General features: G+C 43.0%; 9 protein-coding genes. 5 read left to right on the plus strand and 4 right to left on the minus strand.

What is annotated here, in order from left to right; all coding sequences use genetic code 11:
• Positions 1 to 317: 317 nt before the first annotated feature.
• Complete coding sequence (gyrB, locus tag AAFN85_RS11240) at positions 318 to 2,276, plus strand: DNA topoisomerase (ATP-hydrolyzing) subunit B (RefSeq protein ID WP_347527342.1); 1,959 nt, start codon at positions 318 to 320, stop codon at positions 2,274 to 2,276.
• A gap of 440 nt (positions 2,277 to 2,716) precedes the next feature.
• On the opposite strand, the gene AAFN85_RS11245 is transcribed toward gyrB, so the two are convergent.
• The gene (locus tag AAFN85_RS11245) at positions 2,717 to 5,515 is read right to left on the minus strand and encodes a S8 family peptidase (protein WP_347527343.1); all 2,799 of its coding nucleotides are present in this window, start codon (positions 5,513 to 5,515) and stop codon (positions 2,717 to 2,719) included.
• Positions 5,516 to 5,604: 89 nt separating this feature from the next.
• Positions 5,605 to 6,435 carry a M57 family metalloprotease gene (locus AAFN85_RS11250; protein ID WP_347527344.1) on the minus strand — a complete coding sequence of 277 codons (831 nt, stop codon included), beginning with the start codon at positions 6,433 to 6,435 and terminating at the stop codon, positions 5,605 to 5,607.
• 343 nt (positions 6,436 to 6,778) lie between these two features.
• On the opposite strand from AAFN85_RS11250, the gene AAFN85_RS11255 reads away from it, so the two are divergent.
• From AAFN85_RS11255 to AAFN85_RS11270, 4 genes are read left to right on the plus strand one after another with little or no spacing between them, the layout of a single operon-like run.
• Entirely contained in the window at positions 6,779 to 7,117 is a 339-nt protein-coding gene (locus AAFN85_RS11255; protein WP_347527345.1) for a PadR family transcriptional regulator, read from the plus strand.
• Positions 7,114 to 7,776 (plus strand): hypothetical protein, encoded by a 663-nt coding sequence (locus tag AAFN85_RS11260; RefSeq protein WP_347527346.1) that lies wholly within the window; start codon positions 7,114 to 7,116, stop codon positions 7,774 to 7,776. The genes AAFN85_RS11255 and AAFN85_RS11260 overlap by 4 nt, the downstream gene beginning before the upstream one ends.
• A 12-nt stretch (positions 7,777 to 7,788) precedes the next feature.
• Complete coding sequence (locus AAFN85_RS11265; RefSeq protein WP_347527347.1) at positions 7,789 to 8,481, plus strand: hypothetical protein; 693 nt, start codon at positions 7,789 to 7,791, stop codon at positions 8,479 to 8,481.
• Positions 8,482 to 8,493: 12 nt separating this feature from the next.
• On the plus strand, positions 8,494 to 9,156 hold the full coding sequence (locus tag AAFN85_RS11270) for a hypothetical protein (protein ID WP_347527348.1): 663 nt from the start codon (positions 8,494 to 8,496) through the stop codon (positions 9,154 to 9,156).
• A gap of 368 nt (positions 9,157 to 9,524) precedes the next feature.
• On the opposite strand, the gene AAFN85_RS11275 is transcribed toward AAFN85_RS11270, so the two are convergent.
• Both AAFN85_RS11275 and AAFN85_RS11280 read right to left on the minus strand, forming a co-directional pair.
• On the minus strand, positions 9,525 to 9,989 hold the full coding sequence (locus AAFN85_RS11275; protein ID WP_347527350.1) for a retropepsin-like aspartic protease: 465 nt from the start codon (positions 9,987 to 9,989) through the stop codon (positions 9,525 to 9,527).
• A gap of 126 nt (positions 9,990 to 10,115) precedes the next feature.
• Positions 10,116 to 12,395: a BamA/TamA family outer membrane protein gene (locus AAFN85_RS11280; RefSeq protein WP_347527351.1), complete on the minus strand. Its 2,280-nt coding sequence runs from the start codon at positions 12,393 to 12,395 to the stop codon at positions 10,116 to 10,118.
• Position 12,396: the final 1 nt, after the last annotated feature.

Here is a 12,396-nt window from a genome sequence, read left to right on the forward strand (position 1 = left end):
GGTGATTTTGATTAGGTTGATTTCGCTGATTTTTTGTCTGGAGCTGAATTTATTGAACGGAATCATTTATGGGATTTGTTAATTGCTTTAAAATTCTGGCTATTCGTTAATTCAATAAATTCCTGTTCAGACAACTTTCTTCAATCCCCTAAATCCTAAAAATCGCCCCAAATTCCGGTTCAGAAACATTCTGCTAATTTAAAAATTCTGTAAATTCTGATTCAGACAACAACTATCCACAACGGTACTTTTATCCACAAATAATCGTTATTCCGGGGTAATTTTTGTAATTTTGAAGATTGTGTCATTAATTAATTATGAGCGAAGAAAATCAGGACAAATCCAATTATTCAGCAGATAATATACAGGTTTTAGAAGGTTTGGAAGCGGTGCGTAAGCGCCCTTCGATGTATATAGGCGATACCGGTGTTAAAGGTTTGCACCACCTTGTATATGAGGTGGTTGATAACTCGATAGATGAGGCCCTTGCCGGTTACTGTGATGATATAAAGGTTACTATACATGTTGGCAACTCTATTACGGTATCAGATAACGGCCGTGGTATCCCAACAGGCATCAATACAAAAGAAGGCAAATCGGCACTCGAAATTGTAATGACCGTTTTGCACGCCGGTGGTAAATTTGATAAGGACACTTACAAAGTATCGGGCGGTTTGCACGGTGTGGGTGTAAGTTGCGTTAACGCGCTATCAACCCATGTGCGTACGCTTGTTCACCGTGAAGGCAAGATCTTTACCCAGGAGTATGAGCGTGGTAAACCAATGTTTGAGGTTAAATCAATTGGAGAATCGGACAAAACCGGTACTATCCAAACTTTCCAGCCCGATCCGGAAATTTTTACAACCACTACCGAATATAAATACGATACCCTTGCCGCACGTTTACGCGAGCTTTCGTTTTTGAACAAAGGCATTAGCCTGAGCCTGACCGATGAGCGTGAAACTTTAGAGGATGGAACTTTCCGTTCGGAAGTGTTTTTCTCTGAAGGTGGTTTGCGCGAGTTTGTGAAGTTTTTAGATGGTACCCGTACCTCTATCATTCCCGAGCCAATTTATGTAGATGGCAACAAAGGCGGTATCCCGGTTGAGTTGGCACTGCAATACAATGATACTTATAGCGAGAATGTATTCTCGTACGTAAATAACATCAACACTATTGAAGGTGGTACGCACGTAGCGGGTTTCCGTCGTGGTTTAACACGTACTTTAAAAGCTTATGCTGATAAAGAAGGTTTGCTGAAAAACGTGAAAGTAGAGATCAGCGGTGATGACTTCCGCGAAGGTTTAACTGCTGTAGTTTCTGTAAAAGTGCAGGAACCACAGTTTGAAGGCCAAACCAAAAGTAAATTAGGTAACAACGAGGTAATGGGTGCGGTTGACGTAGCCGTTGGCGAAATTTTAGGTAACTTTTTGGAAGAGAATCCTAAAGAAGCCCGCCTTATTGTAAACAAAGTGATCCTCGCCGCTACCGCCCGTGCCGCCGCCCGTAAAGCGCGCGAAATGGTGCAGCGTAAGAGCGTGATGACAGGTTCGGGATTACCGGGCAAGTTATCAGATTGTGCTAACAGCGATCCAACCCTTTGCGAGTTATTCCTTGTCGAAGGTGACTCGGCGGGTGGTACCGCTAAACAGGGTCGTAACCGCGAGTACCAGGCAATTTTACCATTACGTGGTAAGATCCTGAACGTGGAGAAAGCCATGGAGCATAAAATTTACGAAAACGAAGAGATCAAGAATATGTTCACCGGCCTCGGCGTTAGTCGTGGTACCCCTGAGGATGATAAAGCGCTCAACTTAACCAAGCTCCGCTATCACAAAATTATCATCATGACGGATGCGGACGTGGACGGTTCGCACATTACCACGCTGATCTTAACCTTCTTCTTCCGTTACATGAAGGAGCTGGTTGAGGCTGGTTATGTGTACATCGCCTCGCCGCCGCTTTACCAGGTTAAAAAAGGTAAAGAGTTTGAATACTGTTGGAACGATGTACAGCGCGATTCGGCCATCCAACGCCTTAAAGGTGCCGGTAAAGAAGATAGCGTACACGTACAACGTTACAAAGGTTTGGGTGAGATGAATGATATCCAGCTTTGGGATACCACCATGAACCCGGCAACCCGTACCCTAAAACGTGCCACCATCGAAAACGCCGCCGAGTGCGACCATACCTTCAGCATGCTGATGGGTGATGAAGTAGCCCCTCGCCGCGAGTTTATTGAGCGTAACGCTAAATATGCTAAGATAGATTCGTAAGCCCCCCGGCCTCCGCCAGTTGGCGGATAAGGGATGGTTGATATTTTTAAAGCCTGTTTCTTTTGAGGAACAGGCTTTTTTGTTGGAGGTTGTAAGAGGATTTTTCTTTTTGAACTAAAAAGCGGCGGAATTGTGCGATTCCCCTCTGGAGAGGGGTGGAGGGGGGGCTGCGCTTTGCTTATCGCTTGTACAACACACCCCTGCTCCCGCTCTATCCCATCGCGCCCCTCTCAAAAGGGGAATTTAAAAGTCCGATTTCTTAAGTTGACGGTTATCCGCAGAGGGGATAAAGCTTTGTAGCAATAACCGTATCGAATATTGTAGTGCCAGAGGTCCGGAACATCGGAGGTAGTGTACCTCTGGCACACTAAAATTCCGTTAATTTCATTGCTACAAACCTTTTGCACCTCTGGTGCAGTCTTCCTGTTTATTAGCATGCTTTAAATCTTAACCAGCTTCCCATTATAAACCACTTTTCCATTTAACTCAATCACATAAACATACACGCCTGATACCAGCCTTACCGGGATGCTATTCTGTAACTCGTTAAAGTTTTGGGTGATGTTAAGTCTGCCATCAATGCCATATAGCTTGATCTGATAATTATTAAGATCGCCGCTCAGGATGTTGAGTTTATCGGCAACGGGGTTGGGATAAATTACAAATTGTTGGGGTTGCAGGTAAGTAGCGTCGGCCGGATTGGAGTAGATGATGGTGCCGTTAAGTGTTGTCAATTTGGCGCGATAGGTTTGCTTGCCTTGTTTAAGGTTGCTATCGGTATATTGGTAGCTGGTGGCAGAGTTTACCGGCATGGTAGCTAAAGTTGTAAAAGTACCTGGAGTAGTCAGTTTTTCCCAGCTTATTGTTTTAAGATTGAATGAACTGCCCAGGTCTAAATTAAGTACTGCGGTATTGTTAACTATACTTGCCAGTAATGTTTTTACATAGCAGCCTACACCTTGGGTAGTAACATCAACAGTATAACTTTTAATTCCTTCAAAGCCATTTCCGGCAGCGCTTACCGCGTAGTATGTTGATGTTTGGTTTGATGCCGGGATGATCATCATGGTATCCACTGTGGTTGAAAGCTTTTGCAGCAGATTATCTTTAATGGTATAAACTGCGTAACCTTGGTTGCCCGGTTGCGGATGCCATTGCAGCAATGTGCCATCGGTACAATTATAACCAACATTTAAAACTAAAGGGCGCGAAATTCTGAACGGTTTGCTGTAAAAAGTTTGCTGACCAATTTGCATTTTAAGCATCGCTTTGTTAAAAACGTCCGGGCTATGCCACGTGTAATACTTGTTTTTTAATTGGGCGTTTGTAAGCTGTCGCCAGGTTGTGCCATTATCATAACTCACACTTATTTTACCCTGCGTATCCGCAAATGAGCTTTGCCAACGCAGATAATTATCATCATCGGCAAAAAGCTGGTCATTTGCTGAAGGGGAGATCCACTCGAAATGATTGGCTATAATACTTCTGTAGACCACATGGAATTGTTGACTTGCGGTTGTTACCTTGCTGCCTTTAACATGTATGCTGTAAACACCTGCTGCCGGTGTGCTCATCGTTACCTGTTCTACATTATTAATAGTATCAATTTTCCGTACTGCTGGGGCTGTCAATGAATCGGCAGAGGGAAAGCTGTTTAACACCCATGGCAATGTGGTTTGCCCGTCTGGGGTGCTTACCGAAAGATCAAGATTGTTTATCAACGCTTTGCTTGTGTTTACATCAGCCGGGGCATCATTCCAGGCCAGGGTAACTTTCAGCTCTTTACAGCTGTCGGGTACGGTTATTTGATAGCTGGTTTCGCCCGCGTTAGTTACCGAACCGCTGATGTAGCGTTTGTTGTTAATAGTCCGTATGGCTTCAAGGGCGTTCAGGTTTCCGTAGCCGGTTTTATATGCTGGGCCGGGTGTATCGCTAATTTCATCGGCAGTATTAATGAGGATACTTTTTATTAAGGCTGATGAGGGTTGATGCCCGGTTTGTTTTTTATAGGCTTGCTGTAGTAAAGCCACCGCGCCGGATGTTAAGGCAGCGGCGCCGGATGTGCCATCTTCGCCATCGGCAATTATTTCGGGTTTAACGCGCCCATCAAATGTTGGCCCTGCGGAGCTTAAATCTTCAACAATACCGGTACGCCCGGTTCCGCCAACCACCAAAACATTTTTGGCCTGCTTAAAATCGCCGGAGAGATTGGCCATGTTGTTGATACCGCTATACAGGCCACTTTCGGGAGTGGAGGTGCCGATGTTTCCCGATGAAAAAACATGTACAAGCGAATCATTATTATAGATCTGGCTATCGTAAGCAACTGCCTCCGCTCCATAATAGTTTTCGATGCCGGTGCCGTAGGAGTGGTTTTGTATCGAGATCTTAAATCTATTAAAAATAGCATCACTATCAGGCATCAGGTTTTCGAAGGTTGATGAGGTGAATTTTACTTCGGGGGCTGTTCCTCTACCTTTAATATAGGAATTGCCATTGCCACCAATCAGCGTAGCCATGGTGGTGGCATGGCCGGAAGTAAAAGCCGCTGTGCCGAATGAAGTAAACGACCGCCCCAGCAGGTCGAGGTCGTCATCATATCTATCTTCTTTTATGGACACGTTGATGCCCTGCCCGGTTATTTCGGGCTGAGTGGACTGAATGGCCGATATGGTATTGATGCCGAGATCAATATCGTTTACAGCAAGTTCTTCGTGGGCTTTGCGTACTTCGTTGGCAAACAGCACAAAGTTGCTTTGAAGTAAGATGGGTAGGTTTTCATTTTTTATGCTGATGCGTACAAGGTTACTGGTGCGACTGGTTATCTGCCCTATATTGTTTAACCTCGAGATAGCGGTATCGGAAGGGATGATACTAACCTCAATAGTTTGCGTTTTACCGGGATGTTTTTGCCAGGTTTTTACAAGGTTGTCGGCAGCCTTCCATAAGGGGGTAGCAGCCGAAATTTCTTTAATATTAGGATCGATAGTTATTTGCGGAGAACGGGATATTACGAAATAGTTATAGGTGATCCTTTTCAGGATATGGTATTGATGTTGTGCCTGGAGCGGATCATTAAATTTAACAAGGTAGGGTCGATCATTAGCAATTGAACCTGCTGCCGTAGCAATCGGTGCTTTATATATCGAGGCAACTGCTTTATCACTCATGGGCTTTTGCGACCATGACAGTTTAAAGCAAAGCAAAAGTAGTAGCGAAACAAGTAAGGTTTTAGTCATAGGCGGTTGATGCGGTAAAACCACAAAAGGGAAGCTGCAGCCTTCCCTTTTGTGAATGTTTTTTAGCTGATCAATAAGCTAAACACAAATTAGTACAGATAGTTTAACGCTATCTGATCGTTGGCGTTAAATGTACGGTCTGATCCGTTTGAGCAGGCTAACATCCATGAGCCGGCATCTGCCTTGGTTGGTGTACCCGGAATGTTGATAGCACCGATACCTGCCGAACCTTCGTTATCAGTTGGGCCACCGCAGCTAAACGCGCGGTTTTTGTAATCGGTATGGCGGAAGCCAATGCAGTGGCCAATCTCGTGCTGAATTACAGAAGTAACATAGCCCAGATCAGGATTGCTGCCATAGGCCTGCGGGTTTGTATTCATCTGGATCTGGCTGTAAGGGTTGCCAGATGATGTAGGGAAGCCCGATGAGCCTAAGGTAATAAAACCACCGCTTGGTCCCTGGTTAAAACCGATAATTTGAATAGCACCGCCGCTGGTCACCATTTGAAATTTAAGGGTGAGGTTTAAGGCGTTATAACGTGCGACGGCGGCTGTAGCCGCGTTAAGGTAAACAGTAGGAAGGTTTGATACCGATACAGTAATGGTGCGTGGTAAATTTTTAACCAAATTAGTAGTGCGGTATTGCTCAACATCAGCAATGCGCAGCGTAGGGCTGGTGCTCACTTCTGCCAGGTTGGCGGGGGTTAACAATATATCACCTTCAACAAGGTAATTATCACCCTGGCGGTGTACATCTTCAGTGCTGAAACCGAGGCTGGCGATGCTTTTCTTTACATCATCAGATACTTCGGTTTTACTGGCTGTGCTGGTTTCAGATTTGTTTTCTTTAGTACATGAGGATAGTACGGAGATTGCGGTAAGCACACTTAGCCCAATCCCAAATAATAGGTTTCTTTTCATTGTTTTTAGTTACGTTTAGATGTAATAAATTCTCAGCGACTGGCCAGTGCTATTAACTGATACGTAATATATAAATAAAATGTTATTAGTTATTTAACTGAAATTGAATAAAATATTCATTATTTGAATTGTTTATTTAATCAATACGAAATAAATACTTTTTAAATGTTTTAAAATCGATTTAGTACCTGATGATAAAATGTTTATCAAAATGAAATTTTTTTTCGTTCGTTTTAGTTTGTCTCATACATAGCCACGCCTATTTTAATCCTGATAACAAGTAAACTCTGAAATTTATATACATAATTTTGTTAGGTATATAAATAATCTATACATTTGGGCTATGAGCACCAACCCACTGTTAAAAGGAACCCTGCAAACCATCATCTTAAAACTGCTGGAAGATAATGCCGAAATGTACGGCTACGAGATCACCCAAAAAGTAAAAGAGGTTACCGGCGGCGGCGTAATGCTTACAGAGGGGGCGCTTTACCCCGCTCTGCATAAACTTGAAGCCGATGGCCTGCTCGAAACTTTTACCCAGGTAGTTGATAACCGCGTACGTAAATATTACCGCTTAACTGAGGAGGGCGGTAAAGAGGTAACCAGCAAATTAAGTGAAGCGGAACTGTTTATTGAGCAGCTGCAGGCCTTATTAAACCTTAAACCTACAGTGAAATGAAATTATCGGCAGATGAATTGAAATTGATCAATGACCATATGGCGGCATACAAGATCAAATACCGGGATGTTCACAATGAGGTTCTTGATCATGTTGTGTCTGCCATTCAGGAGAAGCGTGAAGCTGGTGATCATAGTAATATCGAATTACTGTTCATGCAAATAATTGAAGAGCATTTTGGAGGAACTGAGGGGATAGAAAAGCTTGTAGCTGAACATGGAAAAGCCTACACGCGGAGCATCAATAAATTGTGGATGCAAAGCCTGAAGCATTACTTAACACTGCCAATGTTGGGATTTGCAATTGTAGCACTATTGCTAAGCATTAAACTTCCGGATACTAACATGGTGAAAACGTTGATATTGGTTATGTGCACCGTGCTGGTGTGTTCGCCAATAGTATATGCACATTTTTTGTTAAAAGGCCGGGTAGTAAAAGTTGTTAACGGCAACCAGCGCTTTTTAAGGATCCATTTGGTGATCAAGACAGGAACGCCTGCTATTTTCCTTTATTTGCCTTTCAGGTATATTCCGCATCAATATATTTATCAATTACCGCCGATAGTATTTATGAGTATAATGATTGTATTTGTGCTATTGAACCTTGCCGCTATCAATTTTTGCAGGCAATTTACAGCGTTAACCCCGGTAACCCGATAAAACCTTAACCACATGATATTAACCGCCGACGAATTAAAATGGATAGATGATCGTTTGAAGATCTACGACATCCAATACCGGGAGATCTACGATGAAATTGCCGATCATATCATCACTGCTATTGAAGAAAAACGAAAAGCCGGTGATACAAGCGAAATAAAGTACCTTTTTCAGGAAGTGGTTGATAAACACTTCGACGGCTACCAGGGGATTGAAAAACTGGCAGCCTCGCAAGAGAGTACTTACAAACAAACTGTGCAAAGCCTGTGGGTGCAAAGCATTAAATATTACCTTAACTGGCCTGCACTTGTGTTAACAGTTATAGCAGTATTGCTTAGCCTGCAATTGCCTAATGTAAAAATAGTGCGGGGCTTAATGTTAGCGATGTGTGTAGTGCTGGCATTTTTACCGGTAATTTATGCTTATACCGCTTTGCCCGGTTCACTAAGGTATCTTAAAGGCAAGAAATCACTTTTAAGAGATCACTTTATAACAAAGGCCGCTGTACCTGCTATGTTCCTAAACCTGGTAATTTATCTACCACACGGCTTTGCTTTAATGAGTGAAAAAGGAGATAACTGGCAACTCTTTAATCATATTTTGCCACCATTGGGAATGTTAATTGTCATGGCATTCGTTATACTCAACCTCGCCACCATCCGCTTTTGTCGTGAATTTTTAGCTAAATCATTGATAGTAACCTAAACCTCATTATATATGAAACCAGATGCAAGGCAGGATGAACTGCTGAAACAATACCTCCGCAAAGCCTTTATTTATCGCGAAACTTATGAGGAGGTTTATGACCATATCATCAGCGCGCTGGATGCCAGAACTCCGCGGGCATCTTTTCAATCGGCAGTAAATGATATTATCCGTGATGATTTTGGTGGGCATGATCAACTCATCAAACTGGAGCGGAACTGTAAGAAAGCAATGGAAAAAGATCTGCGAAGAAAACAGTTAAATTATTTTATCTCGTTTTTCAGGTTGCCTAATGTCATCTACGTATTGATAGCTGCTGTAGCTATTTACCAGCTATTAAACAAAAGTATGCTGAGTGATCAAACTATTAAATGGCTGTTTTGGGGGATGACCTTGCTGCCTTATTTTGTGGTCCCAATTAGATATTATATTACCGGCTATGTTTTTGGTGATACCAAAAGATCTATCCGTGATAGTATGATGGGGAGTTTGAGTATGTTTCCATTGCGTGTGTTTTGTATTGCCTGCGCTTTATTGGTAACCGGCGTGATCAATGGGATCAGCTTCGCGCCCAGTATAACTTTGATTACTGTAGGCGTAATGTTGTTTGCTGTTTATTTCCTGGCGTTTTTAAAATTGAGCAGGGAAGAGTTTAAAGTGAGTATGATAAAATAAATAAATGTCGACGCTCGGCTGTTTGGAAAACATGTTAAAACGGCTTCCGGATTTCCGGAAGCCGTTTTAAATAACTTACTACCGCGGGTTTAGCGATAGCGTAACCCGTGGGAATAACTGGTTAAGTCTCCGACTTAACCCCAACGATCCAACATACCATCTGTCACTGACTTACCGATAGCTTAACCTTTGGCGAACAGCTCATTCAATATGATGTTGTTTTTGTTACTTAAGTCAGAGACTTAAGTGATTTTACACCACGGGTTACGCTATCGCTAAACCCGCGGCAGATTAGATAAAAAAACAAAATAAAGGTCGCTACTCGCCTGGAGCTGAGCGATTTTGTAAATGGGAGATTCTATGAAAACTTACTTAACCACATGCATAGTCCTGCGCCTGCTCACCGCTCTTGTTTGCAATTTCAACAATCCTTTCCCATAATCAATTACCGCTTTATATTTCATTAAAATATCCCCACCCAAAACACCTAAAACCTGCGGGTGCCCCATTTGGCTGTAAGCTACATTAATGGTAGACAGATCAAGGACAGCAACCTCAAATTCGGCAATACTTAAATCACCTACTTGCAGGTCACTTATGGTTGCCGTGAATGATTCCATGGTATTGGTGCCAAGGCCGGTAGAGAGTTTGTCGCTTGCTAAAATATTCATCTCTTTATTAGCTTCGGCAAGTGTGCTTTGGTCGAACGCTGTTTTTGATGCACCAGTATCCAGCACCATAGTAAATGGCCTGCCGAATAATACAACATCAACTAAAGGATGGAAGCCATCGCCATGAAGATCAATAATACGGAGGGGGACAGATGTTATCATTTATTAGATGTGCAGATTACGGATGTGCAAATTACGGATGTGCAAATGTGCAGATTAAAAATAGCCGATTCAAACAGAAAAGCCCTGGCTTGTTGGCCAGAGCTTTTGCTGTAATAAAATGTTATATTAAAACGGATAACCGATAGCAAGGTTAAATACGCTGCGGTTAAAATCAAGGTTCCACCTTGGTTCATTAGCTCGTACATACGGCGTGCGCAAAGGAACACCCAAATCGGTACGGAGCACCAGAACGGTTAAATCAAACCTTAAACCGAAACCTGCATCAACTGCCAAATCATTTAAAAAGCTTTTGGTAAATACTGCCCCCGGCTGTGAGCCGTTGGAATGAAGCAGCCAGATATTACCGGCATCAACAAATAAAGCTCCACGCACTATACTGAATAGTTTTGGCCTGTATTCGATATTGGCTTCCACTTTAATATCGCCCGATTCGTCGGCTAAAAAACCGCCGGTACCTACGCCGCTGGCCGGATCAAATGAACCCGGACCGATAGCCCTCGCCCTGAAACCACGTAAACTATTCGGTCCGCCAATGAAGAACTGCTGGCTATAAGGTAATTGGGTTGAGTTACCATAAGGCAAACCAACGCCTACAATAAGCCTGCTGGCAATGGTGCTATTCGCGCCTGTTTTGTGGAAATACCTGATCTCGTTTTCAAGCTTTACAAACTGGTTAAAGATAGCGCCGAACAACTTTTTAGGTTTGCCGCCCGCGCTATCTGCACCGGTAACTAAGCCGTATATATTGTTTGACAGACTGATCTTTCCGTTATAGTACAAAGTATTGGTACGATAATCCTCATTAGTATTGGTAAAAGTAAAGCTATAGCTTGGGCCGAGGATAAACTGTTTATCAATAACGTGTTTTAAAGCCGGGTTCACCGGAACATCCTTCCTGTTGATACTATCTGTATATTTTTGTGACACGCTCAGCGGGTTCACAAACTGGAAATTAATCAAGTTAAGCTCATGCGAACGATGCTCGGTTTCGCGCCATTGGTAACCGAAGGATAAATTAAATGAGTTTAAGTTATACAGCTTTTGACGGTTTACGATAGAGTAGCCCAAACTCAAGTTACTATGCGGAATATAAGCATCGGCCGCTTTAGGGTAAATAGGCCCGATAAAGCGCGGCCATGATAGGGTGGTTTGGATACCCGCCTGGTAAACGTTGTATCCAGCGTTTTGTCCGCCTACCTGTACATCAGTACTACCAAACAAAGTGATCTTTAATGATTCGGCACCTTTAAAGGCGTTGCGGTTGAGCCAGTTTAAGTTAACCTGCGTACCGGTGTAGTTAGCCGATGTTGTACGACCTAAAATATCCAGCGATAGCGATTTCTTTTTGTACTGGGTAAGGAAGTAGTAAACATCCAGTTTTGATGAATCGGCAGATACATCTTCAAACCTGTTTTTTACAAACTTGTACGGGCCCAGGTTAATAAAACGGTTCAATGAGTTGTTATGTGCCGTGCGGTTATAAACCTCGCCGGGGCGCATTAGTACTGTATTGGCAAACACATAGGTGTTCACCGTTTTGCGTTTCTCAACAATGTTGTACCATTTATAAAAAATCCCTTTATCCTTCATCAGCGAGGTATCCCTTAATGAGTAACTTGGGTACACGTAAATATTGTTGATGGTGTAAATATTTCTGGCCCTGCCTGGTGTTTCGTTTTTAACGGCTACAAAAATATCTACCTGGTGATCGGCAATGGTGCTATCAACATGCATAATGATATCCTCGGGCGAGAAGTAATAATATCCTTCTTCCTTCAATTTGGCGTCGATACGTAAACGCTCGGTCTTGATCACATCAAGGTTGTATTTGTCGCCAACTTTCAGTAACGTTTTGGCCGATGTACCTTTAACCGCGGTATCAATACTGCTGTTACCCTGCGGGAAAACAATCTTCCTGATCTTATACCCCGGGCCGGTTACCGCGGTGTAAACCGCCTTCGCCACTTTTGATGTAGGCTTTTTGCTCACCGTATCGCCGCTTACCTGCGCCTGGAAATAGCTTTCATTTTGCAATCGGTTTTGCAGTATTTTGGCGTTTTGATCAAGGTTAACTGAACTTACCAGCACAGGTGGTTCGCCTTTTTTATGAAGCCAGTGGGCAAGGCCTTTGGTTTTTTTTGTTTGTGTTTTAAAATATAGCCACAGTTTAAAGCGCATACCTAAAATAGAGCTGTTGGGCATTGGGCGTAATAAAGCCCCGAGTTCTTCGCTTAAAGAAGCTTTCTCGCTTTTTTTCAAAACAGAATCCTGTATCACTACTTCGCCGCCTGTATAAAGCTTTTGCCCGGGTGCCAGGAATTTTGTTGTACTACAGGCACTCAATAAAACAGACGAGAGCAAAATATATTTTAATTTTTTAGTCATA

Source organism: Mucilaginibacter sp. CAU 1740, assembly GCF_039839285.1.
Classification (GTDB): Bacteria; Bacteroidota; Bacteroidia; order Sphingobacteriales; family Sphingobacteriaceae; genus Mucilaginibacter.

Bases quoted from the DNA above. Each gene is read 5' to 3' on its own strand.
- gyrB (WP_347527342.1), top strand. From the start codon at position 318: ATGAGCGAAGAAAATCAGGACAAATCCAATTATTCAGCAGATAATATA.
- AAFN85_RS11245 (WP_347527343.1), bottom strand. From the start codon at position 5,515: ATGACTAAAACCTTACTTGTTTCGCTACTACTTTTGCTTTGCTTTAAA.
- AAFN85_RS11250 (WP_347527344.1), bottom strand. From the start codon at position 6,435: ATGAAAAGAAACCTATTATTTGGGATTGGGCTAAGTGTGCTTACCGCA.
- AAFN85_RS11255 (WP_347527345.1), top strand. From the start codon at position 6,779: ATGAGCACCAACCCACTGTTAAAAGGAACCCTGCAAACCATCATCTTA.
- AAFN85_RS11260 (WP_347527346.1), top strand. From the start codon at position 7,114: ATGAAATTATCGGCAGATGAATTGAAATTGATCAATGACCATATGGCG.
- AAFN85_RS11265 (WP_347527347.1), top strand. From the start codon at position 7,789: ATGATATTAACCGCCGACGAATTAAAATGGATAGATGATCGTTTGAAG.
- AAFN85_RS11270 (WP_347527348.1), top strand. From the start codon at position 8,494: ATGAAACCAGATGCAAGGCAGGATGAACTGCTGAAACAATACCTCCGC.
- AAFN85_RS11275 (WP_347527350.1), bottom strand. From the start codon at position 9,989: ATGATAACATCTGTCCCCCTCCGTATTATTGATCTTCATGGCGATGGC.
- AAFN85_RS11280 (WP_347527351.1), bottom strand. From the start codon at position 12,395: ATGACTAAAAAATTAAAATATATTTTGCTCTCGTCTGTTTTATTGAGT.